Origin of the sequence: Streptomyces sp. NPDC006512, from assembly GCF_040611935.1 — a bacterium.
Taxonomy (GTDB): domain Bacteria; phylum Actinomycetota; class Actinomycetes; order Streptomycetales; family Streptomycetaceae; genus Streptomyces.
Map to the genome: position 1 here is coordinate 27,282 of NZ_JBEXPG010000067.1, position 24,440 is coordinate 51,721.

At 71.4% G+C, this 24,440-nt stretch carries 23 protein-coding genes; 5 read left to right on the forward strand and 18 right to left on the reverse strand.

All coding sequences use genetic code 11. From position 1 onward, the window contains the following. Positions 1 to 9: 9 nt before the first annotated feature. The 10 genes from ABZZ17_RS33405 to ABZZ17_RS33450 all read right to left on the reverse strand — a co-directional run bounded on the left by ABZZ17_RS33405 (position 10) and on the right by ABZZ17_RS33450 (position 10,313). Entirely contained in the window at positions 10 to 1,950 is a 1,941-nt protein-coding gene (locus ABZZ17_RS33405) for a helix-turn-helix domain-containing protein (RefSeq protein ID WP_356881842.1), read from the reverse strand. Between the two features lie 107 nt (positions 1,951 to 2,057). After that, the gene (locus ABZZ17_RS33410) at positions 2,058 to 2,828 is read right to left on the reverse strand and encodes a BTAD domain-containing putative transcriptional regulator (RefSeq protein ID WP_356881844.1); all 771 of its coding nucleotides are present in this window, start codon (positions 2,826 to 2,828) and stop codon (positions 2,058 to 2,060) included. A 160-nt stretch (positions 2,829 to 2,988) separates the two neighbouring features. Further along, complete coding sequence (locus tag ABZZ17_RS33415) at positions 2,989 to 3,711, reverse strand: ScbR family autoregulator-binding transcription factor (protein WP_356881846.1); 723 nt, start codon at positions 3,709 to 3,711, stop codon at positions 2,989 to 2,991. A 207-nt stretch (positions 3,712 to 3,918) separates the two neighbouring features. Continuing rightward, on the reverse strand, positions 3,919 to 4,941 hold the full coding sequence (gene fbaA / locus ABZZ17_RS33420; protein ID WP_356881848.1) for a class II fructose-bisphosphate aldolase: 1,023 nt from the start codon (positions 4,939 to 4,941) through the stop codon (positions 3,919 to 3,921). A gap of 275 nt (positions 4,942 to 5,216) precedes the next feature. Next, positions 5,217 to 5,756 carry an orotate phosphoribosyltransferase gene (gene pyrE / locus ABZZ17_RS33425; protein ID WP_356881850.1) on the reverse strand — a complete coding sequence of 180 codons (540 nt, stop codon included), beginning with the start codon at positions 5,754 to 5,756 and terminating at the stop codon, positions 5,217 to 5,219. A gap of 21 nt (positions 5,757 to 5,777) precedes the next feature. Beyond that, complete coding sequence (locus ABZZ17_RS33430) at positions 5,778 to 6,566, reverse strand: aldose 1-epimerase (RefSeq protein WP_356881852.1); 789 nt, start codon at positions 6,564 to 6,566, stop codon at positions 5,778 to 5,780. A gap of 19 nt (positions 6,567 to 6,585) precedes the next feature. Next, on the reverse strand, positions 6,586 to 7,464 hold the full coding sequence (locus tag ABZZ17_RS33435) for an SRPBCC family protein (RefSeq protein ID WP_356881854.1): 879 nt from the start codon (positions 7,462 to 7,464) through the stop codon (positions 6,586 to 6,588). Positions 7,465 to 7,522: 58 nt separating this feature from the next. Beyond that, positions 7,523 to 9,163 carry a polyamine aminopropyltransferase gene (locus ABZZ17_RS33440; RefSeq protein ID WP_356881855.1) on the reverse strand — a complete coding sequence of 547 codons (1,641 nt, stop codon included), beginning with the start codon at positions 9,161 to 9,163 and terminating at the stop codon, positions 7,523 to 7,525. A gap of 137 nt (positions 9,164 to 9,300) precedes the next feature. Next, positions 9,301 to 9,825: a DUF2617 family protein gene (locus ABZZ17_RS33445; RefSeq protein WP_356881857.1), complete on the reverse strand. Its 525-nt coding sequence runs from the start codon at positions 9,823 to 9,825 to the stop codon at positions 9,301 to 9,303. A gap of 206 nt (positions 9,826 to 10,031) precedes the next feature. Further along, positions 10,032 to 10,313: a hypothetical protein gene (locus tag ABZZ17_RS33450; protein ID WP_356881859.1), complete on the reverse strand. Its 282-nt coding sequence runs from the start codon at positions 10,311 to 10,313 to the stop codon at positions 10,032 to 10,034. A 297-nt stretch (positions 10,314 to 10,610) separates the two neighbouring features. Here ABZZ17_RS33450 and ABZZ17_RS33455 point away from each other — a divergent pair, with 297 nt between their 5' ends. Beyond that, the gene (locus tag ABZZ17_RS33455; protein WP_356881861.1) at positions 10,611 to 11,786 is read left to right on the forward strand and encodes a pyridoxal phosphate-dependent aminotransferase; all 1,176 of its coding nucleotides are present in this window, start codon (positions 10,611 to 10,613) and stop codon (positions 11,784 to 11,786) included. 131 nt (positions 11,787 to 11,917) lie between these two features. On the opposite strand, the gene ABZZ17_RS33460 is transcribed toward ABZZ17_RS33455, so the two are convergent. Together ABZZ17_RS33460 and clpB are read right to left on the reverse strand one after the other, a co-directional pair. Next, the gene (locus tag ABZZ17_RS33460; RefSeq protein WP_356881863.1) at positions 11,918 to 12,460 is read right to left on the reverse strand and encodes a YbjN domain-containing protein; all 543 of its coding nucleotides are present in this window, start codon (positions 12,458 to 12,460) and stop codon (positions 11,918 to 11,920) included. Between the two features lie 123 nt (positions 12,461 to 12,583). Next, the gene (clpB, locus tag ABZZ17_RS33465; RefSeq protein ID WP_356881865.1) at positions 12,584 to 15,184 is read right to left on the reverse strand and encodes an ATP-dependent chaperone ClpB; all 2,601 of its coding nucleotides are present in this window, start codon (positions 15,182 to 15,184) and stop codon (positions 12,584 to 12,586) included. 116 nt (positions 15,185 to 15,300) lie between these two features. Between clpB and ABZZ17_RS33470 the strand changes: the two genes are divergently transcribed. After that, positions 15,301 to 15,705 carry a TIGR03618 family F420-dependent PPOX class oxidoreductase gene (locus ABZZ17_RS33470; protein ID WP_356881867.1) on the forward strand — a complete coding sequence of 135 codons (405 nt, stop codon included), beginning with the start codon at positions 15,301 to 15,303 and terminating at the stop codon, positions 15,703 to 15,705. A gap of 180 nt (positions 15,706 to 15,885) precedes the next feature. Here ABZZ17_RS33470 and ABZZ17_RS33475 read toward each other — a convergent pair whose 3' ends face one another. Continuing rightward, entirely contained in the window at positions 15,886 to 16,200 is a 315-nt protein-coding gene (locus ABZZ17_RS33475) for a (2Fe-2S)-binding protein (protein ID WP_267088552.1), read from the reverse strand. Then, positions 16,200 to 16,463 carry a hypothetical protein gene (locus ABZZ17_RS33480; protein ID WP_356881869.1) on the reverse strand — a complete coding sequence of 88 codons (264 nt, stop codon included), beginning with the start codon at positions 16,461 to 16,463 and terminating at the stop codon, positions 16,200 to 16,202. Before ABZZ17_RS33480 ends, ABZZ17_RS33475 begins: the two co-directional genes overlap by 1 nt. 102 nt (positions 16,464 to 16,565) lie before the next feature. On the opposite strand from ABZZ17_RS33480, the gene ABZZ17_RS33485 reads away from it, so the two are divergent. After that, positions 16,566 to 17,600, forward strand: a complete 1,035-nt coding sequence (locus tag ABZZ17_RS33485) for a helix-turn-helix transcriptional regulator (RefSeq protein ID WP_356881871.1) — start codon at positions 16,566 to 16,568, stop codon at positions 17,598 to 17,600. Between the two features lie 121 nt (positions 17,601 to 17,721). Here the strand turns inward: ABZZ17_RS33485 and ABZZ17_RS33490 are convergent, their stop codons facing one another. The 4 genes from ABZZ17_RS33490 to dnaK are packed head-to-tail and all read right to left on the reverse strand — an operon-like array spanning position 17,722 to position 21,912. Continuing rightward, positions 17,722 to 18,174, reverse strand: a complete 453-nt coding sequence (locus ABZZ17_RS33490) for a helix-turn-helix domain-containing protein (RefSeq protein WP_356881873.1) — start codon at positions 18,172 to 18,174, stop codon at positions 17,722 to 17,724. A gap of 1 nt (position 18,175) precedes the next feature. Further along, positions 18,176 to 19,357: a molecular chaperone DnaJ gene (gene dnaJ, locus ABZZ17_RS33495; RefSeq protein WP_356881875.1), complete on the reverse strand. Its 1,182-nt coding sequence runs from the start codon at positions 19,355 to 19,357 to the stop codon at positions 18,176 to 18,178. A gap of 39 nt (positions 19,358 to 19,396) precedes the next feature. Beyond that, a complete protein-coding gene (grpE, locus tag ABZZ17_RS33500) occupies positions 19,397 to 20,065 on the reverse strand; it encodes a nucleotide exchange factor GrpE (RefSeq protein WP_356881877.1) in 669 nt (222 codons plus the stop codon). Beyond that, positions 20,065 to 21,912: a molecular chaperone DnaK gene (gene dnaK / locus ABZZ17_RS33505; protein ID WP_356881880.1), complete on the reverse strand. Its 1,848-nt coding sequence runs from the start codon at positions 21,910 to 21,912 to the stop codon at positions 20,065 to 20,067. Before dnaK ends, grpE begins: the two co-directional genes overlap by 1 nt. 196 nt (positions 21,913 to 22,108) lie before the next feature. On the opposite strand from dnaK, the gene ABZZ17_RS33510 reads away from it, so the two are divergent. Both ABZZ17_RS33510 and ABZZ17_RS33515 read left to right on the forward strand, forming a co-directional pair. Beyond that, complete coding sequence (locus tag ABZZ17_RS33510; protein WP_356881882.1) at positions 22,109 to 22,642, forward strand: sugar transferase; 534 nt, start codon at positions 22,109 to 22,111, stop codon at positions 22,640 to 22,642. A gap of 110 nt (positions 22,643 to 22,752) precedes the next feature. Beyond that, on the forward strand, positions 22,753 to 24,440 hold a 1,688-nt coding region (locus ABZZ17_RS33515), incomplete at its 3' end, for a (Fe-S)-binding protein (protein WP_356881884.1).

Consider the following 24,440-nt stretch of genomic DNA (forward strand, 5'->3'; position numbering starts at 1 on the left):
GGTGGCCGGCTACTCCGGCCGGCCACCCGCGACGCGGCGGTCGTGGAGGACCGTACGGGCCTTGCGCAGGCGCAGGGCCATCTGGATCTCCAGGGCCCGGCCGGGCTTCTGCCAGTCCGCGCCGAGGAGTTCGGCGATCCGCTCCAGACGCCGCGACACCGTGTTGGGGTGCACGTGCAGGGCCTCGGCCGCGTGCGTGGGGCTGCCCCCGGAGGCGAAGTACGCGTCCAGGGTGCGGGTGAGCCGCGTCATACGGTCGGTGTCGTACTCCAGGACGGGGCCGATCGTCGAGGCGATGAAGGCCTCCACGTCGTGGTCGGCGGACAGCAGCAGCCCGAGGAAGCCCAGTTCGCGCAGGGAGGCCGTGCCGCCGGCCCCGTCGAGGGCGGTCAGCGCGTCGAGGCAGCGCACGGCCTCCGCGTACACGCGGGCCACCTCGCCCGGGCCGCCGGTCGGGCCGGCGGCGCCCGTGGAGACGGCGTGCCCGAGGAGCGGCGACAGTTCGCCGGAGGCCCGGTGCGCGGCCGCCGAGGCGTCGGTGCCGGGCAGGACGAGGACGATGCAGCCCCGGCGCACGCCCTTGAGCCCGCCCATCCGGTACGCGTAGGAGGAGGCCCAGGCGACGGCCTTGCCCAGTTCCCCGCCCTCGGGCCGGGCCACGATCACCACGTGCGGGCGGTCGAGGTCGATGCCGAGGCGGCGGGTGCGTTCGAGCAGGTGCAGGTCGACGGAGTGCGGCCGTTCCAGCAGGTCGGCGAGGAGTTCGTCGTGGACGGGCCCCTCGGCGGCGACCGTGCCGCGCTGGATCAGCATCAGCGAGGCCACCGATTGGGCGGCCAGCTGGAGCAGCCGTACGTCCTCGTCGGCGAGCGGCGCGGAGGCGCAGAGCAGCAGCACCCCGAGGTCCTCGGCGCCCGCCAGGACCGGGGCCAGCCACAGCTCTCCGGCCAGCCGTACGGGCCGCCGGTCGGTCAGGGCCTGCATGGACCCCTTGGCCACCGAATCCTCGTCCAGGCCGGGCAGCTCGCCGGTGGCGGTCAGCGGCCGGCCGCCCGGGTCGCGTACCTGGAGCACGCCGTCCAGCGCGTCGGCGGTGGCCCTGGCCAGGGTGGCCAGTCCGGCTCCGTCCAGCACCAGGCCGGCGAGCCGGGCGTGACACTCCCACAGGTACCGGACCCGGGTGAGCGCGGTGTTGGTGCGCGAGCCGAAGGCCTCCAGTTCGGTGACCTCGTCCCGGGTCTGTTCCAGCAGCCGGGCCTTCTCGATGGCGACGGCGGCCAGGTCGGCGAGGGAGAGCAGCATCCCGACCTCGTCCGGGGTGAACTGCCGTACGGAGCGGTCGGATCCGTACAGGGCGCCCAGGGTGGAGTCCCCGCGCCGCAGCGGTACCGCGATGATGGCGTGCAGGCCCTCCGCCGCCACGACGGCGTCGATGCCGGGGGCGTGCACGATGCCGGGGTCGGCGAGGTAGTCGGCGGTCCACACCGGGCTCCGCCGCTCCTGGGCGATGCTGCCGAGCCCCCGGCCGGTGCCCAGTTCGAGCCCCGCGTTCAGTGCGGTGGTCTCGCCCTCGGAGGTGCGGACGTACGCGGATCCGTCCGGGCGGGACAGCGACAGCCAGGCCATGTCGAAGCCGAGGAGGCGCCGGGCCCGACGGGTGATCAGGCGCAGCAGCCCGTCGATGTCGTAGGGCGAGGTCAGGTCGTGCGCGGTGTCGACGAGGGCGGTGAGGGCGGCCTCGCGCTGCTTGCTGCGGCGCGCGTGCGCCCGTACGGCACGGGCCAGTTCCACCGCCCGGCCGAGTTCCGCGAGGTGTGCGTCCCCGGCGCCCGCACGGCGGGCCTCGTCGAGGAGGGTGTCGTACCGGCCCTGCGGGGCTTCCGCCGCGAGCAGTTCCAGTACGGCCAGTGGCCCCGGTGCTCCCCGTGCCCCTGCGTCGCCCCCGTGCATCTGCCGCCCCCCGTCCGACCAGCCAGTTTGTCCCGCGTCCCGAACCTAGGTTCCGTGCGGCGGAGGGTCAAGCAGGCGGTGGTCGGGCGGGGCGGGCCGGGCGCCGGTCAGCAGCGGGCGGCTCCGGCGAGGGTGAGGCGGGCAGCGGGACGGGCCAGGGTGAGGCGGGGGGCGGGGTGGGCCAGGGTGACCTGGGGGGCGAGGCACTCCGCGCGGAGTGCCTCGACGCGTTCCTCGGCGATGCGCAGCGCGTCCAGGTAGGGGCAGCCGGGGTACTCGCTGGCCCGGCGGCCCCGGCCGCGCATTCCGGCGAGTTCCAGGCGCAGTTCGCGGTGGCGGCCGAGGGCGAGTTCGGCTTCGACCCACTGGCCGAGGACGGAGAGGCGTTCGGTGTCGAGGACCTCGATGCGGGTGCCGAGCCAGGCGCCGGCGGGGATGCCGTCGAGGGCGGGGCCGGTCCACAGGCCGAGGGCGCGGCGCAGTCTGAGGGCCGCCCGCTCGAAGTCGCCGCGTTCCATGGCGCGGTAGCCGGCGCCCGCCTCGCGGGCGAATTCCTGGGCGTCGGAGCGGCCGCCGCCGGTGTCGAGAAGATACCCGCCGGATCTGGTGGAGAGCACGGTGTCGGGAGTGCGTACCGAACCGGCCCCGAGGGCCTCCTCGAACCGCTCGCGGAGGCGGCGTACGGCGGTGTGCAGGACGGCGCGGGCGTTCTCGGGAGGGGTGTGGCCGGCGAGTTCGTCCGCGAGGACGGAAACCGGCACCACCCGGTCGGGCCAGGCGGCGAGGACCGCCAGAACGTGCCGGGACTCCGGCGTGGGGGCCGTGATGGGCACACCGTTCTCGATGACCCGCGGCTCTCCGAGTACCTCAATGTCCACAGTGTTCCCCCTGGGCAGCTGAGCGAAAAAAATAATACCCGGAAGGATCTTTTTTGGAAGGGGAAACAGCGGATCGGGGGACATCCGCGGGCCGGGCGAGGGCGGTCCGGCCGGCCGAGCGAGGGCGGTCCGGCCCGGTCCGGCCCGGTCGGGTCCGGCCCTATGCGGGGATCTCCTCCAGGGGCGAGCCCCCGGACGGCACTCCGCCGGGGCAGCCCTTGCTGCACGCGTGCACGCCCTGCGGGCCGTACAGCGCCCGCGCGCCCCGGCGGGGAGCGGTGTCCAGCCGGATCGCCACGGCGGGGACCACCACGCTCGGCATCACGTACGTGTACAGCTCCGAGACCTGTTCCTCCAGGTCCAGGCCCAGGGTGTGGGACATGGTGTTCAGTCCCGCGAACGAGCCCACGATCATCCGCGAGGGAACCAGCGGGTCGACGTTCGGCAGCAGCTCGCCACGCCGCTGGGCCTCCTCCAGCACGGCGACGTGCAGGTCGATCCACGCCGTGTACGGAGCCGCCTTGTCGAGGTTGCGGCCCGCCTGGTCCAGGGTGAGCCGGGCGCTCGCCCGCATCAGCACCTCGTGCCGCATCCGGTGCGAGAAGACCATGCCCATGTCCAGGAACTCCTGGGCCTTGTACTCCTGGGGCAGGACGGTGGGCTGCTGCTCGTTCTGCGCGTCGATGACGGCCTGGGCCAGGCCCTCCTTGGAGTCGAAGTGGAAGTAGAGCGCCCCCTTGGTGACCCGGGCGATGTTGACGATGTCCGAGAGCTTGGCCGCGTCGTACCCCTGCTCGTCGAAGACCACGGCCGCCGCTTCCAGGATCGCCTGACGGGTGCGCACCGCCCGGTCCTGCTTCACCTGGGGTCGCTCTGTCCTCATATGACGTGTCGCCTCTCCTGCCCCGACGGGTTACATAACCGCGGGTACGTTTCTCTGAGAGTAGATTTCACACCATCACGGGGCCGCAGTCCACCGCCGCATGTCACCTCGGGCACCTCGGACACGTCGGGCACGCAGGCGGGCGCGCACGCACGAAGGGGCCCGCCGGTCCGAGACGGACCGGCGGACCCCTTCAGGTCTTCGGTACTACTTCAGCCGGGTACCGGTGGAGCGCAGGTTCGCGCAGGCCTCGGTGACGCGCTTGGCCATGCCGGCCTCGGCCAGCTTGCCCCAGGTGCGCGGGTCGTAGGTGGACTTCTTGCCGACCTCGCCGTCGACCTTCAGGACACCGTCGTAGTTGCGGAACATGTGGTCCGCGACCGGGCGGGTGAAGGCGTACTGGGTGTCGGTGTCGAGGTTCATCTTCACGACGCCGTTCTCCAGCGCGGTGGCGATCTCCTCGGCCGTGGAGCCCGAGCCGCCGTGGAAGACGAAGTCGAACGGCGAGGACTTGCCGTACTTCTCGCCGACACCGGCCTGGAGGTCCTTCAGGAGCTCGGGGCGCAGGACGACGTTGCCCGGCTTGTAGACGCCGTGCACGTTGCCGAAGGAGGCGGCCAGCAGGTAGCGGCCCTTCTCGCCCAGGCCCAGGGCCTCGGCGGTGCGCAGCGCGTCGTCGACGCTGGTGTACAGCTCGTCGTTGATCTCGTGGGTGACGCCGTCCTCCTCGCCGCCGGTCGGGGTGATCTCGACCTCAAGGATGATCTTCGCGGCGGCGGCCTTGGCGAGCAGCTCCTGGCCGATGGCCAGGTTGTCGGCCAGGGTCTCGGCGGAGCCGTCCCACATGTGCGACTGGAAGAGCGGGTTCAGGCCGCGGGCCACGCGCTCGGCGGACACCTCCAGGAGCGGACGTACGTAGCCGTCCAGCTTGTCCTTCGGGCAGTGGTCGGTGTGCAGCGCGACCGTGATGTCGTACTTGGCGGCGACGACGTGCGCGAACTCGGCCAGGGCGACCGCGCCGGTGACCATGTCCTTGTTGTACTGGCCACCCAGGAACTCCGCACCACCGGTGGAGATCTGGATGATGCCGTCGCTCTCGGCCTCCGCGAAGCCGCGCAGGGCAGCGTGCAGGGTCTGGGTCGAGGTGACGTTGATGGCCGGGTAGGCGAACTTGCCTGCCTTCGCCCGGTCGAGCATCTCGTTGTAGACCTCGGGGGTTGCGATGGGCATCTGTCCGCTCCTTGGATGTGCGGGGAGTGTGCTTATTGCGGGCCCTGACCTGGGGGCGACGTCATCGTCGCGCCTATCTTTCCAGACTCGGCGCGACACTCCACCCCTCCGGTCACCCCGTGCGGGGTGAGCCGGGCGCAGTGTTTCACGTGAAACACCGCACCCGACCGCAAAGCAGCAGGTCAGGGCCCAGACGGGGACTTCTGAGGACCTTCGTCACCAGTTGTTCCGGTTCCGAGCGAGGCCCGACCACGATCCGAGATGCCGGAACGTACTCAGGCGAGGCCGAGGTCCCCGAGCTGGTAGCCGGTGAGGTAGGGCAGGCCCGCCTCGGCGATCGCGTCCGCGGCGCCGCGGTCCACGATGGTGGCGACGGCGACGACCTCGCCGCCGGCCTCACGGACGGCCTCGACGGCGGTCAGCGGGGATCCGCCGGTGGTCGAGGTGTCCTCGACGACCAGGCAGCGCTTCCCCTTGACGTCGGTGCCCTCGATGCGGCGCTGCATGCCGTGGGCCTTCTGGGCCTTGCGGACGACGAAGGCGTCCAGGCGCTGGCCACGCGCGGCGGAGGCGTGGAGCATCGAGGTCGCGACCGGGTCGGCGCCCAGGGTCAGACCGCCGACGCAGTCGAATTCGAGGTCGGCGGTGAGGTCGAGCATGACCTGCCCGACCAGCGGGGCGGCCTGGCCGTCGAGGGTGATCCGGCGGAGGTCGATGTAGTAGTCGGCCTCCTTGCCGGAGGAGAGGGTCACCTTGCCGTGCACGACGGCCTTGTCCTTGATCTGCTGCAGAAGCGCATCGCGTACGTCAGTCATGCCCCCGAGCTTAAATGGGGCCTAGGCCAGCCGCCGCCAGGTCCAGGTCGTGGAGACCTCCAGCGGGTCGACCGGCGTGACCAGCAACGGGGCGGTGTTCAGGCCGTTCGGCGGGCCGGACTGGGGCTCGACGCAGACGGCCTCGGGCTGCTCGTCGTAGACGACCACCCATTCGGTCCGGGCGGTGACCTTCAGTTCCAGCTCGCCGGGCCAGGTGAGGGTGACGTCCACGCCGTCGGGCATCCCGAAGCAGTCGTCCCAGGGCCCGGGGGTGGGCTCGACGCGGCGACCGGTGGGGAGGTGGTCGGCGCCGCGCTCCTCCTGCCAGGCGGGCTCGAAGGCGATCTGCGCCTCCGCGCCGCCGGCCGTCAGGGTGCGGTTGAACCACGGGTGCCAGCCGGCCTGGGCGGGGAAGGAGTCCTGGTAGGTCTCCACGCCCATGGTGAGCGTCAGCGCGTCCTCGGACAGTTCGAAGACCTGCGTCACCCGGCCCGCGTACGGCCAGGGTTCGGCGAGGTCGAAGGTGAACGCCGCCCGGGTGCCGGTCACCCCGGCGCGGCGCCAGGACGTGTCGCGGCCGAGACCGTGGATGGCGTGCGGCGGGTGGTTCAGGGGCAGCTGATGGACCGTCGCACCGTCGCGGAACCGGCCGTCCGCGGTGCGCCCGCACCAGGGGACCATCGGGAAGGCCCCGTAGTGCGCGCCCTGGCGCAGGAGCTCGGTCCCGTCGACGCGCAGACTGCTGATCCGGCAGCCGTTCTCCTGGTCGATGGTGATGTCGGCGCCGCCGGCGCTCAGTTGCGTGCTCATACGGCGACCCTACGGCGAGTCAGCGGCGGCGGCGCAACGCCCGTCCGACGACGACGGCCGAGGCGATGGCGAGGGCCGCGGCCGGGGCCACCCAGCGCAGGCCGCCGCCCGCGGTGACGGTGGAGGGGGCCGGGACGGGAGCGTAGCGGCCGCGCGGGGGCGCGTGGTCGACCTCCTCGGCGCTGCGGCCGATCATCGTGCGGCGGGCGTGGGCGGCTTCGGCCGGCGGGCGGGCGGCGGCCTGCGCCGGGCCGTCGGCGTCCCGGAAGTCGCCCGCGAGGAAGGGGTCGAGGGACGGGGGCGGCACGTCGGTGTCGAAGACGGACGCGGTGACCTCGTCCGCGGGCCCGTCGGCCTCGGCGTCGCCATCGGTGGCGTCGTCGTCGGCGGCGGCCTCTTCCGCCTCGGCGACGGGATCGTGCGGGTCGGTCTCCGGCAGCCAGGTCTCGGGGGCCGCGGCCGGGGCCGGGGCGGCTTCGGCGGCCAGGTTCGCGGCGAGCCGGTCCAGCAGGCGGCGGGCGGCGACGGCGGTGGCCGCCGGTGCGAAGGCGGCGGCCCTCCCGTCGGCGGTGGCCGCGCCGGTGAAGTCCAGGCGGGTCCCGTCCGCGTCCGGGGTCAGCCGCAGCCCGAGGGAGAGCTTGACGGTGCCGTGGCCCCGTACTTCGGTGCCCTCGCCCTCGGCGGTGAACCGGTCCGGTCCCCCTTCGGTGACGGTGAGGGAACCGCGGTAGGTCACGGTGTGCCCGCCGACCCGTACCTTGAGCCGCCCGGCCGGCGGCCCGGCCGCGGTGTCGGCGTCCTGCTGGAGCCCGGGTACGCAGCGCGCCACCCGGGCGGGGTCGCGCAGCACGGCGCGGAGGTCTTCCGCCGGGACCGGAACGAACACCTGATGCTCCATGCGGTCGAGCCTACCGACGAGACCCGCCCGTGCACACGGACACGACAGTCCTCCCTGCTCAGGAGTAGCGCGGGTGCGGCAGCGTGGAGGGCGGCAGGCCGTGCACGCGGGTCCGGGCGGCGTCCCGGGCCGCGTCCCGCAGGGCCCGCGTGGACACCGCGCGCAGGGCCGGGGTGGCCTGGTCGACGCGCAGTTCGGGAGCCCGTTCGCGGGCGGCGAGGACGAAGCCCCAGTCCTGTGGCGGCGCGCCGGTGCCGCCGAGGGTGCGGTCGGGTCCGGCGGCGAAGCCGGAGAGGCGGCCGCCCGCGCCGTAGGGGGTGGTGAGCAGGCCGGCGGCGCGCAGTGTGGAGTCGACGGTCCAGTACGTGCGGGTCCGCGTGGTGAGGGCGCCCGCGTGGACGGCGATCCGCCCGCCGGGGTTCAGGGCCCGCGCGGCGAGCCCGTAGAACTCCTGTGAGTACAGCTTCGTGCTGGGGGTGATGCCGGGGTCGGGGAGGTCGGAGACGATGACGTCGAACCGGTCCCTGGCCGCGGGACCGCGCAGCCAGCGGAAGGCGTCCTGGGTGACGACGGCGAGGCGCGGGTCGTCGAGGGCCCGGGCGTTGAGCGCGGAGAGCATCGGGTCGGTGCGGGCGAGCCGGACGACGCCGGGGTCCAGCTCGACGACGGTGACGGAGGCGACGTCCCGGTAGCGGAGCACCTCGCGGGCGGCCAGTCCGTCGCCGCCGCCCAGGATCAGGACGCGGGCGTGCGGGCCGGTCATCGCGGGGTGGACGAGCGCTTCGTGGTAGCGGTACTCGTCGTAGCCGCTGACCCGCAGCCGTCCGTCGAGGTACAGGTCGAGGGAGCGCGGGGATCCGGTGGGGGGCCCGGTCAGTACGAGTTCCTGCACCTCGGTCTGTACGGCGACCCGTACCTCCCCGCCGTAGACGGCGCGGCGGGCGACCCGCTCGAAGTCGTCGGCGAGGAGGGTCGCCGAGCCGAGGACGACGAGGACGGCCGCGTTCGCGGCGATCAGGAGCCAGCGGCAGCGGGGGCTGAGGTCGCGGTGGAACAGCCACAGGACGAGTCCGCCGCCGGCGAGGGCGTTGACGGTGCCCGTGAGCATGACGCCGGTGAGCTGGCCGAGCATCGGGAGCAGCAGGAAGGGGAAGGCGAGGCCGCCGGCGAGGGCGCCCACGTAGTCGGCGGCGAACAGGTCGGCGACCGCGCCGCCCGCGTCCTGCCGGCGGATCCGCTGGATCAGCACCATCAGCAGCGGGATCTCGGCGCCGATGAGGACCCCGATCCCGAAGGAGAACGCGACGAGCGCGGGCCGGGACTCGCCGAACCAGGCGAAGCTCGCGTACAGGGCCATGGCGGAGAGCCCGCCGAGGAGGGCGAGCGCGGCCTCGATGGCGGCGAAGCCGAAGGCGGGCCGGCCGCGCAGCCGTTTCGCGAGGAGCGATCCGACGCCCATCGCGAAGACCATGACGGACAGCACGACGGAGGCCTGGGTGACGGAGTCGCCGATCAGGTAGGAGCCGAGGGCGAGCAGCTCCAGCTCGTACACGAGCCCGCAGGCGGCGCAGACGAACACGGTGGCCAGGACGAGGAGTCGGCCGGTCCGTGGCTGTACGGGCAGGGCGGCCGGGACGGTCTGCACGCCCCGCGGCTCCGGCGCCGGGAGCACCCCGCGGGGGGCGGAACGGTCGATCATGAAGCGAACCGTACGTCACCGCCCACCGACACCCTGTCACCCACATGGGTGCAAGTACCCCCCGGATCGGGCCAGTTGGCGTAACGGTGCGGCAATGCGGACCCGAACGCCCCCCGCCCCGCCCGCAGACGCGCGGCCTAGGTCGGGACGGCGGCGCCCATGCGTACGCCCACCCGGGTGCGGGTGGCGACGAGCTGGCCCTCCTGGGGGTAGGCGTGCCAGGTCCGCCAGCGGACCTGGCCCTCGTAGCGCTGGGCCAGCATGGCGGTGAAGGCGTGGGGGCTGCCGGGAAAGGTGCCCGCTAGCCCGTTCGGGTGGTCCGCGACGAGGGCGAGGAGCTCCTGGGCGCGGCCGGCGAAGGAGCCGCGCGAGAGGTTCTCGACGCGCGCGGCGAACTCGTACTCCCAGTCCCCGACGCGCTTGGCCACGCCGAGCGGAAGCGGGGTACTGCTTCCGGGCATGCACGCGACGGTCTCGGAACAGAGGACCTCACCCTCCTCCAGGAGCACCTGATGAGAGGCCCCGAGCAGGCGCAGCTCCACCTTCGCGTCCGCGAGCTGGAGGTTCAGTACGGCCAGGGCGGGCAGCCGGTCCCGTCCGAGGGCCCAGGCGAGATCGGCGGCACGCGTGTCGGTATAGGTGGTCTGGAGGGTCGTGAGCATGAGTCGGCTCCGCAAACGCGCGAGGGAGATGGGCCGGGGCCCGCCAGCGGTAGTCAACGGGTGGGGGGACACCGGCACGGGTCCACAGGAAGTCCAGGGAGGTCCGAGGACTGGTCTACTCAACCGAGGGAATCATGAAAGGCACGGCACTCACAGCGTTTTTACCCAACTTGACGGGGTTTACATCCCCCCGGGGGCTACTCGGTTCACGTGTTCAACAACATGCCGCCCGTACGCCGTAGTGCCGGGCCGAACAAGTAGACGCCCGAGGGAAGTTGTCCCCGCCGGGCGCCCTGTTCAACACTCCTCGCCCGGCCTTCCGGGAAGGTCAGCTGGAGCCGCAGCCGCCTCCGCCACCGCAGGAGGACGAGGATCCGCCACACGAGGAGGACGAGGACCCGCAGGAGGACGGCGAGGACGGCGAGGACCCGCAGGTGACGGACGACGATCCGCAGGAGGACGTCGTGCCCGCGCCGCCCGCGGCCCACCAGCTCGCGGAGCCCGAGTCACCCGACCGGCCGCGTGAGGAGGACCGGGAGGAGTGCGGCCGGTACCCTGCGGCCCGCTTCTTCCGCGCGAGCGCGCCCCACGCGAAGGCGCAGGCCAGCACCACGAACGACAGCACCAGAACAAAGACCAGGACCATGGCCCCCGCCTCCTCTTCGACACCCCGGTTCCCCGGGGCGCGGGATCCCCTTCGTCCCGCGTGCAGGAGGGATGCCCCCGGGCCGCGCGCCCGAAAGCGCACTTGAGCAACTCCAGAGGTTGCCCGCAGGATGGCGCTCATGACCGGATCCGCGAGCAGCAGCCGCCCCTTCCTCAACCGCCGTCTGGCGGCCTTCGGCACCACGATCTTCGCGGAGATGTCGGCGCTGGCCGCCCGCACCGGGTCGATCAACCTGGGCCAGGGCTTCCCCGACACCGACGGCCCGGCCGAGATCGCCGAGGCGGCGGTGCGTGCGGTCCGCGACGGCCGGGGCAACCAGTACCCACCCGGGCCGGGCGTCCCGGAGCTCCGTACGGCGATCGCGGAGCACCAGCGGCGCTTCTACGGGCTCGCGTACGACCCGGACACGGAGGTGCTCGTCACGGCGGGTGCGACGGAGGCCATCGCGGCGTCCCTGCTGGCCCTGCTGGAGCCGGGTGACGAGGTCATCGCCCTCGAACCGTTCTACGACTCGTACGCGGCCTGCATCGCGATGGCCGGGGCGGTCCGCGTCCCGCTCACCCTGCGCGCGCCGCTGTTCCGCCCCGACCTGGACGCCCTGCGGGACGCGATCACCCCGCGCACCCGGCTGCTCCTGCTGAACACCCCGCACAATCCGACGGGCACGGTCCTCACCCGCGAGGAGCTGGCCGCGATCGCCGAGCTGGCCGTCGAGCGGGACCTCCTCGTCGTCACGGACGAGGTCTACGAGCACCTGGTCTTCGAGGGCGGCCACGTCCCGCTGGCCTCGCTGCCGGGGATGCGCGAGCGGACGGTGACCATCTCCTCGGCGGGGAAGACGTTCTCGTTCACCGGCTGGAAGGTCGGCTGGGTGACGGCGCCGCCGGCGCTGGTCTCGGCGGTGCGGTCGGCGAAGCAGTTCCTGACGTACGTGGCGTCGGGACCGTTCCAGTACGCCGTCGCGGAGGCCCTGGCCCTGCCGGACGCCTACTACGACGCCTTCCGCACGGACCTCGCGGCCAAGCGCGACCTGCTCGCCGACGGCCTGGAGGCCGCCGGCCTGGAGGTCTTCCGCCCGCAGGGCACGTACTTCATCACCACGGACGTCTCCCCGCTGGGCGAGAAGGACGGCCTGGCCTTCTGCCGCGCCCTCCCGGACCGCTGCGGCGTGGTCGCCATCCCGAACCAGGTCTTCTACGACGACAAGGCCGCGGGCGCCACCCAGGTCCGCTGGGCCTTCTGCAAGCGCACGGAGGTCCTCCAGGACGCCGTGGAACGGCTGCGCCGGCTCTAGTGCCGTGACCGGAAAGGTCCACCGGGTCGCGACGCCCGGCACGGCTCTAGGGACACGGCGAAGGGCCCGGCCCCCGGGAAGCGGGGGCGGGCCCTTCGTCGTGCGCGGGCGCGGGGCGTCCGGCGGGGCGACTAGTTGTCGCCCTCGTCCTTCTTGTCGTCGCCCTCGGCAGAGTCGACTTCCTTCTCCAGTCCGAGCTGCTCGATGAGCCACTTGTCGAACTCGATGGACGCGCGGACCCAGCTGACCGTGGAGGACACGAAGTGCTCCAGGCTGACGCCGGTGCCGATCAGCATCTGCGCCTCACCGATCAGACGGACGGAGCCGTCGTCGTGGGTGTGGCTGTAGACCTTCGGCCACAGGGTGCGGCGGTTCCAGTCGTCGATGGACTCCAGCAGCTGCGGCTTGTCCTCGATCGCGTGGGGGCGGTCGTAGAAGGTCCGCACGGAGAAGACCTGCTGCTCGTCCTCGCCGCGGAACATGAAGTACGTGCGGAAGTCCTCCCACGGCGCCGCGAGGTCACCCTCGTCGTCGACGACGTACTTGAGCTCCATCTGCTCCAGGAGCTGCTTGACCAGGTCCTGGTCGGGGACGACGGGGCCCGCCGGTCCTGTGGCCTGCGGATCGGGCTGCTGCCCTCCGAAGTTCGGAATCGAGGCCGGGTCGATGCTCACCGTGTACTTCCCTTCGTGCGGATACCGCCATCCTCCCCCATCGCGCCTACCCCGTGTCCACCCCTGCACGCGCGATCCGCTCCGGGCGGACAGGAGTAGGACCGGGGTAAGCGCCGACGGTCCTTACAGGGCCCGTCCGACCAGCAGGTCTTCCCCGGCCACGTCGACGCGTACGGTGTCCCCGTCCTTGACCTCGCCCGACAGGATCTCCTTGGCGAGCCGGTCGCCGATCGCGGTCTGGATCAGGCGCCGCAGCGGCCGGGCCCCGTACGCGGGGTCGTTCCCCTTGTCCGCCAGCCAGGCCAGCGCCGCGGGGGTGATGTCGAGGGTGAGGCGGCGGTCGGCGAGCCGCTTGGCGAGCCGGCCGATCTGGAGCTCGGCGATGTGGGCCAGCTCGTCCCTGCTGAGCGCGGAGAAGACCACCAGGTCGTCGAGCCGGTTGAGGAACTCGGGCTTGAAGGAGGCGCGGACCACGTCCAGGACGCGTGCCTTCTTGTCCTCCGCCGAGGTCGCCGGGTCCGTCAGGAACTGGCTGCCCAGGTTGGAGGTGAGGATCAAGATGGTGTTGCGGAAGTCCACGGTGCGGCCCTGGCCGTCCGTGAGCCGGCCGTCGTCGAGGACCTGGAGCAGGACGTCGAAGACCTCGGGGTGGGCCTTCTCGACCTCGTCCAGCAGGACCACGCTGTAGGGGCGGCGGCGGACGGCCTCGGTGAGCTGACCGCCCTCCTCGTAGCCGACGTAGCCGGGCGGGGCGCCGACGAGGCGGGCCACGCTGTGCTTCTCGCCGTACTCGGACATGTCGATGCGGATCATGGCCCGCTCGTCGTCGAAGAGGAAGTCCGCGAGGGCCTTGGCCAGCTCCGTCTTGCCGACGCCGGTGGGGCCGAGGAAGAGGAACGAGCCGGTCGGGCGGTCCGGGTCGGCGATGCCGGCGCGGGTGCGGCGCACGGCGTCGGAGACGGCCCGTACGGCCTCGCCCTGGCCGATCAGGCGGCGGCCCAGCTCGTCCTCCATGCGGAGCAGCTTCTGGGTCTCGCCCTCCAGCAGGCGGCCGGCGGGGATGCCGGTCCAGGCGCCGACGACGTCGGCGATGTCGTCGGGGCCGACCTCGTCCTTGACCATGCTGTTCTTGGCCGCGCCGGACTTGGACGCCTCGGCCTCGGCCTCGGTGGCCTCCGCGAGCTCGCGCTCCAGCGTCGGGATCTCCCCGTAGAGCAGCTTGGAGGCGGAGTCGAAGTCGCCGTCGCGCTGGGCGCGCTCGGCCTGTCCGCGCAGGTCGTCGAGGCGTTCCTTGAGTTCGCCGACCCGGTTGAGGGACTGCTTCTCCTTCTCCCAGCGGGCGGTGAGGCCCCGCAGGTCCTCCTCCTTGTCCGCGAGGTCCTTGCGCAGGCGCTCCAGGCGTTCGCGGGAGGCGGGGTCGGACTCGTTCTTCAGGGCCAGTTCCTCCATGCGCAGCCGGTCCACGGAGCGCTGGAGCTCGTCGATCTCGACGGGCGAGGAGTCGATCTCCATGCGGAGCCGGGACGCGGCCTCGTCGACGAGGTCGATGGCCTTGTCGGGGAGGAAGCGCGAGGTGATGTACCGGTCGGAGAGGGTCGCGGCGGCGACGAGGGCGCTGTCGTTGATGACGACCTTGTGGTGGGCCTCGTAGCGCCCCTTGAGGCCGCGGAGGATCGCGATGGTGTCCTCGACGGTGGGCTCGGCGACCAGCACCTGCTGGAAGCGGCGCTCCAGCGCGGGGTCCTTCTCGATGCGCTCGCGGTACTCGTCGAGGGTGGTGGCGCCGACCATGCGCAGTTCGCCGCGGGCCAGCATGGGCTTGAGCATGTTGCCCGCGTCCATGGCGGAGTCCCCGCCGGCGCCCGCGCCGACGACCGTGTGCAGTTCGTCGATGAAGGTGATGATCTGGCCGTCGCTCGACTTGATCTCGGCGAGGACGGTCTTGAGGCGCTCCTCGAACTCGCCGCGGTACTTCGCGCCGGCCACCATCGCACCCAGGTCGAGGGAGACGAGGCGCTTGTTCTTCAGGGATTCGGGGACGTCGCCCTTGACGATGCGCTGGGCGAGGCCCTCGACGACGGCGGTCTTGCCGACGCCGGGCTCGCCGATGAGCACCGGGTTGTTCTTCGTGCGGCGCGACAGGACCTGGACGACGCGCCGGATCTCGTGGTCGCGGCCGATGACCGGGTCGAGCTTGCCCTCGCGGGCGGCTGCCGTGAAGTCCGTGCCGAACTTCTCCAGGGCCTTGTACTGACCCTCGGGGTCGGGGGTGGTCACCCGCCGTCCTCCTCGTGCGTTCTCGAAGGCGGACAGCAGCTTCTTCGCGGTCGCGCCCTGGGCGGAAAGGACCTCACCGGCCGGTCCGCCCTTGGCGGCGATGGCGATGAGGAGGTGTTCGGTGGAGAGGTACTCGTCGCCGAGCCGGCCGGCCTGGGCGTCGGCCTCGGCGAGTACGGCGAGCAGGTCGCGGCTGGGCTGCGGGGGCGCGACGGTGGAACCCGTGACGCTGGGCAGGGCGGCGAGGAGCCGTTCGGCGCCCGCGCGGACGGCGGCCTGGTCGGCGTCGGTCGCGGCGAGCAGGTCGGTGACGTTCTCGTTGTCCTCGCCGGCGAGCAGGGCCAGCAGCAGGTGGGCGGGGGTCAGGTCGACGTGGCCGTCCTTCACGGCCCTGCTGGTGGCTGCGTTCAGGGCGTCGCGGCTCTTGTTGGTCAGCTCGGCGTCCACTCTCGGCTTCTCCTCTCCGACGGGGGTGCGTAACTCTGACAGCTACAGCGTCTGCAAAGTTGAGTCTATTCCACTCAAGGCAGAGCCGTGCACGCTTCCTGCGTACTCTTCGGCCCATGTCCCATGACGTACTCAACCCGACGCCCGAGTACCTCGCCTTCTGGCGGGAGCGGCACGTCTGCACCCTGACCACCCCGCGCCCCGACGGCACCCCGCACGTGGTGCCGGTGGGCGTGACGTACGACCCGGTGGCGGGGCTGGCCCGGGTGATCAGCAACAGGCACAGCAAGAAGGTCCGCAACATCCTGGCGTCGCCCGACGGCGCGGCGCGGGTGGCGGTGTGCCAGATGGAGGGGCGGCGCTGGGCCACCCTGGAGGGCCGGGCGGTGATCCGCACCGACGCGGCGTCGGTCGCCGAGGCCGTGGAGCGCTACGCGGAGCGCTACGGGCGGACGCCCTCGCCCAACCCCGACCGGGTGGTCATGGAGATCACCCTCGACCGGGCGATGGGCCGGGCCTGAGGTCCGGCACGACGGGGCCAGGGCCGCGGGGACCTGGGCCGGGACCGGAACACGGCCTGTTGATTGTCCGGTTCAACCACTGGACGCGGACATCACAACGGCGCCATCGTGGTCAGGTCCACGATGGCGCCGTTGTGTGGGGGAAGCACCTGAGCGATCTGCAACGACGGGGGGATCGCTTCAGGCACTGCGGGGGGTGGCGGCGGTGATGTCGGGTTCGAAGAGCTGGTGGTCGCGCTGATCGAGGTTGACGAAGACCATGCCGTACCGCACTTCGCAGCGGACCGGCTGCGGTGCGCCCCGGGGGCGGCGCAGGCAGCGGTAGGCGCGGACGTCCTCGTCCTCCTCGCGCACGACGACGATCGGCTGGCCGAACAGGGTGACCATCAACGAATCGCCGGCGTAGGGAATGGCGGTGGCGAGATCGATGAACTGCCACCCGGACCGGTACGCCGAGGCCATCTCGCGTCGGAAGTCTCGGTCGTCGGGGGTCATCAGAGCGCCTTCACGGGTGCGGTGTTCCAGCCGCTGTCGGGCTCTCCGGCCTGCCCGGCGGGCGCGGTGTTCCAACCGCTGTCCACCGGTGCGCTGTTCCAACCGCTGTCCGTCTTGCCCGTCGGACCCGTCGGCACGATGTTCCAGCCGCTGTCACTGGCCAGAGCGCTCCCCGCATCGCCATTGACGGCGCTGACTGCCCCAAAAACCGCAACAGCGGAGAAAACAACGGCAAGCGCCGAGCGAAGCATTCTCTTGTACATGGTCGGCTTCGTCCTCACTTGATGGAATCCTCTCCCCCGCACGTCAGACCATGGCTCATTCAGGCACGTTACGGCCACAGGGACGATGCATCATGTTCTTGCATGTTCAGGACCCTGGGGGGTGGAGATTTGCCCATAAACGACACAAACCCGACACATCCCCACCCCGTCACGTCCATGTGCGACGAGGGGGCACGACTTTACGCGGCGGCGCTCAGCGCCGGCCGGGTACCTCGCAGCGAGGTGGAAAACGTCCCCTGCCTGCTCGAATTCGCTCTGCTGCGACCCGACCCGGATGACGCGAACCAGCTCCGCGCGGTTCCCCCGGCGGTCGCCCTGGCGCAGCGTCTCCATCCTCTCGAACGGGAGATCCAGGACCGTCGGCGCAGCGCCGTGGACCTCACCGATGCATTCGAGCCGTTCCTGACCATCAGTGCGCAAAACCCCGCGAACACCCACGCCATCACGGTGCTGGAGGGCTTCGACCAGATCAACGCCGCACTCGACCTGGCCACCGCCGAGTGTCACACGGAAATGCTGACGGTCCAGCCCGGCGGCGCCCGCCCCTCCTTCGCCCTCAGCGAGGCCCTGGAACGGGACGCCCCGCTCATCGACCGCGGCGTGAGCATCCGGACCCTCTACCAGCACACCGCGCGCCACAGCCAGGGCACCCTCGCCTACGTCGACCGCATCTCCACGGGCAAGGTGGAGATCCGCACCCTCGAAGAACTCATCGAGCGGCTGATCGTGTTCGACCGCACCGTCGCCTTCATCCCCGTCAGCGACGACCGCCGCGTGGCCCTGGAGCTGCGCCACCCCGGGCTCGTCGACTACCTCATCAAGGTCTTCGAGCAGCTGTGGCGGCGCGCCGTACCGCTGAGCCAGGAGGTCACGTACACGCACATGCCCGACGGGATCTCGGGCGTGCAGCGCTCCATCGCCCAACTGCTCGTCGAGGGGCACGTGGACGAGGCGATCGCCCGCCGACTGGGCATGAACGTACGGACCTGCCGCGCGCACATCGCGAAGCTGGCCACCGCCCTCGGCAGCGGCAGCCGCGCCCAGCTCGGCTTCCTCATCGCCCAGTCGGGCATCCTGCGCGACTCCTCGGGCCCGCCGCCGCTCCCGGAGCCCTGAGGGGCCCGTGAGGGGCCGTCAGGGGCCCTCCGGGCCCGCCGCACAGGGCCGGACACGGGAAGGCCCCGCCCGGAGCGTTCCGGGCGGGGCCTTCCCGCTTGTCGCGTGCCGCGCGGCGCCGTCAGTCGAGCGGGCGCTTGGGGCTGGGCCGCCAGACGACCAGGGCACTGCCCGGCTGCGGCGGCTGATACGGGACCAGGTCGCGCCGGTACGAGGCGTGCACCTGGGCCTCGCGGGCCTGGAGGGCGGCGGCCGCCCCGTCCACGGCCGAGGACAGTTCGGCGACGCGCTGCTGGAGCGCGGCCACCTGGTTCTCCAGTTCGATGATCCGCTTGATCCCCGCGAGGTTGATGCCCTCGTCCTGGGACAGCGCCTGCACGGTGCGCAGGAGCTCGATGTCCCGGGCCGAATAGCGCCGGCCGCGGCCGGCCGTGCGGTCCGGGGAGACCAGGCCGAGGCGGTCGTACTGGCGGAGGGTCTGCGGATGCAGGCCCGAGAGCTGGGCGGCCACCGAGATCACGTAGACCGGGGTGTCGTCGGTCAGCTGGTAATGATTCCTGCGGCGGCCGTCCATCTCATGCTCCCTTCACGGACTCGAACAGCGCGGCGCGCGGGTCTTCGGCCCCCGTCGCGTCGCGGTACATCTCCAGGGCCTCGCGGGCCTTGTCGGACAGTTCGGCCGGGACCGTGACCTCCACCGTGACGAGCAGGTCGCCGCGGGTGCCGTCCTTGCGGACCGCGCCCTTGCCGCGGGCCCGCATCGTACGGCCGCCCGGGGTGCCCGGGGGGAGCTTCAGGGTGACCGCGGGGCCGTTCAGGGTCGGGACCTTGATCTCGGCGCCCAGCGCGGCCTCGGCGAAGGTCACCGGGACCGTCACCGTCAGGTTGTCGTCCTTGCGGCCGAACACCGGGTGGGTGTCGACGTGGACGACCACGTAGAGGTCGCCCGCCGGGCCGCCGCGCTCGCCCGGAGCTCCCTTGCCGCGCAGCCGGATCCGCTGGCCGTTGGACACGCCCGCGGGGATCCGGACCTGCATGGTCCGCGAGCTGCGGGCGCGCCCGCTGCCCTTGCAGACGTCGCAGGGGGTCTCCGCGATCAGGCCGCGGCCCTTGCAGTCCGCGCAGGGGTCGGTCAGCGAGAAGCCGCCGCCGCTGCCCCGCGAGACCTGGCCGGTACCGACGCAGGTCGGGCACACCCGGGGGGTGCCGTTCTTGTCACCGGTACCGGAACAGGCCTTGCAGGGGGCCTGCGAGGACATCCGCAGGGGGACGGTCGCGCCGTCCACGGCCTCCGTGAAGGAGAGCGTGACCTCGGACTCGATGTCCTGGCCGCGGCGCGGCTGGGCGCGGGTTCCCGCGCCGGGGCCGGTGCCGCGGTTGAACAGACCGCCGAAGACGTCGCCCAGACCGCCGCCGAAGCCGCCGCCCGGACCGCCCTGCTGCTGTCCTCCGAAGAGGTCGCCGAGGTCGAAGTTGAACGAGCCGCCGCCCCCGCCCGGACCGGGGCGGAAGCCCCCGTTGCCGAACAGGGCGCGGGCCTCGTCGTACTCCTTGCGCTTCTTGGCGTCGCCGAGGATGTCGTTCGCCTCGGAGATCTCCTTGAAGCGCTCCTCGGCCGAGGCGTCGCCCTTGTTGGCGTCCGGGTGGAACTCGCGCGCGAGCTTCCGGTACGCCTTCTTGATCTCGGCCTCGGTCGCGTCCTTCGGGACACCGAGGACCTTGTAGTAGTCCTTCTCGACGAAGTCCTTCGTGCTCATCCCCGGTGGCCCTCCTCTCGGTTCCCTACATGGTGGACGTCAGCCCTTGTCGGGGGCATCCGTGTCCTTGTCGGACGGCGTGTCGCCGTCTGCGGACTCGGACTTGGCGGCGGGAGCCGCGCCCGGCTGGGGCTCGGCCACCGCGACCCGCGCGGGGCGGATCGTGCGCTCGCCGATCCGGTACCCCGGCTGCAGGATCGCCACGCAGGTCGTCTCGGTGACGTCCGGCGCGTACGAGTGCATCAGGGCCTCGTGGATCGTCGGGTCGAAGGGCTCGCCCTCCTTGCCGAACTGCTGCAGCCCCATCTTGGCGGCGGCGGTCTCCAGCGATTCGGCCACCGACTTGAAGCCGCCGACCAGTTCGCCATGCTCCCGCGCCCGGCCGATGTCGTCCAGGGTCGGGAGGAGTTCCGTCAGCAGGGACGCGACCGCGATCTCCTTGACGGCGATCCGGTCCCGCTCCACGCGGCGACGGTAGTTCTGGTACTCCGCCTGGAGCCGCTGGAGGTCCGCGGTGCGCTCGGAGAGCGCGGTACGGGCCTGGTCCAGCTGCGCCAGCAGAGCCACATCTGCTGCTGCGGAGTCCCCGGCCGGGGCCGCCTCCCCCTCCGGGGAGGAGTCGGCGGCCTTCGGCTCGGCGGCGTCGTCAGGCGTGCCGTCGGCGGGGACTTCGGGCTTCTCGTCAAAGCCCGGGGTCTCCTCCGACATCAGGCAGCGCCACCCTTCGGCTTCTCGTCGTCGACGATCTCCGCGTCGACGACGTCGTCGTCGGCCTTGGCCTGGCCCGCGTCACCCGCGGCGCCACCGGCCGCCTGGGCGGCCTGGGCGTCGGCGTAGATGGCCTGGCCGAGCTTCTGGCTGACCGCGGCGAGCTTCTCGGTCGCGGTGCGGATCTCGGCGGCGTCGTCGCCCTTGAGCTTGTCCTTCAGCTCGGTGACGGCCGTCTCGACCTCGGTCTTGACGTCGGCCGGAACCTTCTCCGCGTTGTCCGCGAGGAACTTCTCGGTCTGGTAGACGAGCTGCTCGCCCTGGTTGCGGGACTCGGCCGCCTCCTTGCGGCGCAGGTCCTCGTCCGCGTACTGCTCCGCCTCCTGGCGCATGCGGTCGACCTCGTCCTTGCCGAGCGAAGAGCCGCCGGTGACGGTCATCTTCTGCTCCTTGCCCGTGCCGAGGTCCTTGGCCGTGACGTGCATGATGCCGTTCGCGTCGATGTCGAAGGAGACCTCGATCTGCGGGACGCCACGCGGGGCCGGCGGCAGGCCGGTCAGCTCGAACATGCCGAGCTTCTTGTTGTACGCCGCGATCTCGCGCTCGCCCTGGTAGACCTGGATCTGCACCGACGGCTGGTTGTCCTCGGCCGTCGTGAAGATCTCCGACCGCTTGGTCGGGATGGTCGTGTTGCGCTCGATGAGCTTGGTCATGATGCCGCCCTTGGTTTCGATACCGAGGGACAGCGGGGTCACGTCGAGGAGCAGGACGTCCTTGACCTCACCCTTGAGCACGCCCGCCTGGAGGGTCGCGCCGATGGCGACGACCTCGTCCGGGTTGACGCCCTTGTTGGCGTCCTGACCGCCGGTGAGCTCCTTGACGAGCTCGGCGACGGCCGGCATGCGGGTGGAGCCGCCGACCAGGACCACGTGGTCGATCTCGGACAGCTGGATGCCGGCGTCCTTGATGACGTTGTGGAACGGGGTCTTGCAGCGGTCCAGGAGGTCCGCGGTGAGCTGCTGGAACTGGGCGCGCGTGAGCTTCTCGTCCAGGTGCAGCGGGCCCTCGGCGGAGGCCGTGATGTACGGCAGGTTGATCGAGGTCTCCGTGGAGGAGGACAGCTCGATCTTCGCCTTCTCGGCGGCCTCGCGCAGGCGCTGGAGCGCCATCTTGTCCTTGGAGAGGTCGACGCCGTGACCGTTGGCGAACTGCTTCACCAGGTAGTCGACGACGCGCTGGTCCCAGTCGTCACCACCGAGGTGGTTGTCACCGTTGGTGGCCTTCACCTCGACGACGCCGTCGCCGATCTCAAGGAGCGAGACGTCGAAGGTGCCGCCACCGAGGTCGAAGACGAGGATGGTCTGGTCGTCCTTGTCGAGGCCGTAGGCCAGGGCGGCGGCGGTCGGCTCGTTGACGATGCGCAGGACGTTCAGACCCGCGATCTCACCGGCCTCCTTCGTCGCCTGACGCTCGGAGTCGTTGAAGTAGGCCGGGACGGTGATGACCGCGTCCGTGACCTTCTCACCCAGGTAGGCCTCGGCGTCGCGCTTCAGCTTCTGCAAGATGAAGGCGCTCATCTGCTGCGGGTTGAAGTCCTTGCCATCCAGGTTGATCTTCCAGTCAGTGCCCATGTGGCGCTTGACGGAGCGGATGGTCCGGTCCACGTTCGTGACCGCCTGGCGCTTGGCGACCTCGCCGACGAGGACCTCGCCGTTCTTGGCGAAGGCGACGACGGACGGCGTGGTCCTGGCGCCCTCGGCGTTGGTGATGACGGTGGGCTCGCCGCCTTCGAGAACGCTGACGACGGAGTTAGTGGTGCCCAGGTCGATGCCGACCGCACGTGCCATTTTGATTCCTCCAGCTGACTTGAGTGGAACAGGCTCAAGAATGCCCCACCTTCGCCCGTCCGTCAACAGAGCTGAGTCGAGGGGGCTCAACCTTTAGACCTTCCTTACGCGCAACCCGCGCGGGGCGGGGGCCGAGCGGGGGAACCGCGCCGCGCGGCGCGCCGGGGGCGCGGGGGCCTTCCGGCACCGTGCTGGCATGCCCCTGCTGCTGACGCTCCCCGCCCGGTGGACCCTGCCCGCCAGGCCGCCCGCCAAGCGGGTGCTCGACCTCGCCGGAGCGCTGGTACTCCTGGGGGTGACGGCCCTCCCGCTGCTGCTGACCGCCGCCCTGCTGTACGCGGCCGGCCGCGCGGGCGTCCTCGTACGGACCCCGGCCGCCGGACTCGGCGGGCGGCCCTTCCGCACCTGGCGGCTGCGCACCGAGGGTGCGAGCCGGGTCGGCGCGGCGGTCCGGCGCTGCGCGCTGGACGGGCTGCCGCAGCTGCTGAACGTGGTGCGGGGGGAGATGTCCCTGGTCGGCCCCCGCCCGGAAGGCGGTACGGACCGCCCGGAGCGGCTTCTCGTGCGCCCCGGTATGACCGGTTTGTGGCAGGTCAGCGCACGCTCCGACCTCCCCTGGGAGGAGATGGCCCTGCTCGACCGGCACTATGTGGAGAGCCATTGGCTGGGGATGGATCTCGCGATCCTCGCTCAGACGCCCCGGGCGGCCTACCGACAGAGGCAAGCCTGAGCGACACAGATCACCGCACGCGCGCCTACATTGCGACGCGGGGAATGGGTAACCTCAAGCCTTGACTCAATAAGTTACCGCTTAGTAAGTCCCGCCCGAGGAGCCCTTCCATGCAACTCGCCGCGATCATCGTTTCGATGGTCATCACGGTGGTAGCCGTCGCGCTGTTCGGCCGAGCCATCGCACAGATCTACCACTTCGTGCGCCTCGGCCAGCCCGTGCCCGCGGGCACGCGCACCGGCGACCCCACGCAGCGCACCGTCACGCTGGTCAAGGAGTTCCTCGGCCACACCCGCATGAACCGCTGGGGCATCGTCGGCGTGGCGCACTGGTTCGTGGCCGTGGGCTTCTTCTCGCTGCTGCTGACCATCGTCAACGCCTTCGGCCAGCTGTTCCAGGCCGACTGGCTGATCCCGATCATCGGCGACTGGCTGCCGTACGAGATCTTCACCGAGTTCCTCGGACTGATGACCGTGCTCGGCATCCTGACCCTGATCGTGATCCGGCAGCTGAACCGGCCGGGCGGGGCGGGCCGCAAGTCCCGCTTCACGGGCTCCAAGACCGGCCAGGCGTACTTCGTCGAGTCCGTCATCCTGATCGTCGGCATCTGCATCATGACGCTGCGCGCGCTGGAGGGGGCCCAGCACGGCGTCGACGGCTGGGAGCCGGGCTTCTTCGCCTCGTACCCGCTGATCGCGGCCCTCGACGGGCTGAGCCTGAGCACGCTTCAGTACCTCACCTACTTCTTCGCGGCGCTCAAGATCGTCACCTCCTTCACGTGGATGATCACGGTCTCGCTGAACACCAACATGGGTGTGGCCTGGCACCGGTTCCTCGGTTTCCCGAACATCTGGTTCAAGCGGAACGCCGACGGCGCGGTCGCGCTGGGCGCGCTGCTCCCGATGACCAGCGGGGGCAAGGAGATCGACTTCGAGGACCCGGGCGAGGACGACTCCTTCGGCGTGTCCCAGGTCGAGCAGTTCTCCTGGAAGGGCATCCTCGACTTCTCCACCTGCACCGAGTGCGGCCGCTGCCAGTCCCAGTGCCCCGCCTGGAACACCGGCAAGCCGCTGTCCCCCAAGCTCCTGATCATGTCGCTGCGCGACCACGCCCACGCCAAGGCCCCCTACCTCCTCGCGGGCGGCGGCAAGGACATGGAAGGCAACGAGAAGGCCACCGCCGAACAGCTCAAGGACGTCCCCGCCGCCGCACTGGCGGAAGCCGAACGCCCGCTGATCGGCACCGCCGAGGAAAACGGCGTCATCGACCCCGACGTCCTGTGGTCCTGCACCACCTGCGGCGCCTGCGTCGAACAGTGCCCCGTCGACATCGAGCACATCGACCACATCGTCGACATGCGCCGCTACCAGGTCATGATCGAGAGCGCCTTCCCCTCCGAGGCGGGCACCATGCTCAAGAACCTGGAGAAGAAGGGCAACCCCTGGGGCCTGGCCAAGAAGCAGCGCGTCGAGTGGACCAAGGAAGTCGACTTCGACGTCCCGATCATCGGCAAGGACGCGGAAGACCTCTCCGAGTTCGACTACCTGTACTGGGTCGGCTGCGCCGGCGCCCTCGAAGACCGGGCCAAGAAGACCACGAAGGCCTTCGCGGAACTCCTGAACATCGCCGGCGTCAAGTTCGCGATCATGGGCGGCGACGAGAAGTGCACCGGTGACTCCCCCCGCCGCCTGGGCAACGAACCGCTGTTCCAGCAGCTCGGCCAGGAAAACGTCGCGATGCTGAACATGGCCTTCGGCGAGGACGACGACGACCCCGCGACGAAGAAGCCCAAGTCCGC

Coding starts and splice junctions, on each gene's coding strand:
- ABZZ17_RS33405 (WP_356881842.1), bottom strand. CDS start 1,950: ATGCACGGGGGCGACGCAGGGGCACGGGGAGCACCGGGGCCACTGGCC.
- ABZZ17_RS33415 (WP_356881846.1), bottom strand. CDS start 3,711: ATGAGGACAGAGCGACCCCAGGTGAAGCAGGACCGGGCGGTGCGCACC.
- fbaA (WP_356881848.1), bottom strand. CDS start 4,941: ATGCCCATCGCAACCCCCGAGGTCTACAACGAGATGCTCGACCGGGCG.
- pyrE (WP_356881850.1), bottom strand. CDS start 5,756: ATGACTGACGTACGCGATGCGCTTCTGCAGCAGATCAAGGACAAGGCC.
- ABZZ17_RS33430 (WP_356881852.1), bottom strand. CDS start 6,566: ATGAGCACGCAACTGAGCGCCGGCGGCGCCGACATCACCATCGACCAG.
- ABZZ17_RS33435 (WP_356881854.1), bottom strand. CDS start 7,464: ATGGAGCATCAGGTGTTCGTTCCGGTCCCGGCGGAAGACCTCCGCGCC.
- ABZZ17_RS33440 (WP_356881855.1), bottom strand. CDS start 9,163: ATGATCGACCGTTCCGCCCCCCGCGGGGTGCTCCCGGCGCCGGAGCCG.
- ABZZ17_RS33445 (WP_356881857.1), bottom strand. CDS start 9,825: ATGCTCACGACCCTCCAGACCACCTATACCGACACGCGTGCCGCCGAT.
- ABZZ17_RS33455 (WP_356881861.1), top strand. CDS start 10,611: ATGACCGGATCCGCGAGCAGCAGCCGCCCCTTCCTCAACCGCCGTCTG.
- ABZZ17_RS33470 (WP_356881867.1), top strand. CDS start 15,301: ATGTCCCATGACGTACTCAACCCGACGCCCGAGTACCTCGCCTTCTGG.
- ABZZ17_RS33475 (WP_267088552.1), bottom strand. CDS start 16,200: ATGACCCCCGACGACCGAGACTTCCGACGCGAGATGGCCTCGGCGTAC.
- ABZZ17_RS33480 (WP_356881869.1), bottom strand. CDS start 16,463: ATGTACAAGAGAATGCTTCGCTCGGCGCTTGCCGTTGTTTTCTCCGCT.
- ABZZ17_RS33485 (WP_356881871.1), top strand. CDS start 16,566: ATGTTCAGGACCCTGGGGGGTGGAGATTTGCCCATAAACGACACAAAC.
- ABZZ17_RS33490 (WP_356881873.1), bottom strand. CDS start 18,174: ATGGACGGCCGCCGCAGGAATCATTACCAGCTGACCGACGACACCCCG.
- dnaJ (WP_356881875.1), bottom strand. CDS start 19,357: ATGAGCACGAAGGACTTCGTCGAGAAGGACTACTACAAGGTCCTCGGT.
- grpE (WP_356881877.1), bottom strand. CDS start 20,065: ATGTCGGAGGAGACCCCGGGCTTTGACGAGAAGCCCGAAGTCCCCGCC.
- dnaK (WP_356881880.1), bottom strand. CDS start 21,912: ATGGCACGTGCGGTCGGCATCGACCTGGGCACCACTAACTCCGTCGTC.
- ABZZ17_RS33510 (WP_356881882.1), top strand. CDS start 22,109: ATGCCCCTGCTGCTGACGCTCCCCGCCCGGTGGACCCTGCCCGCCAGG.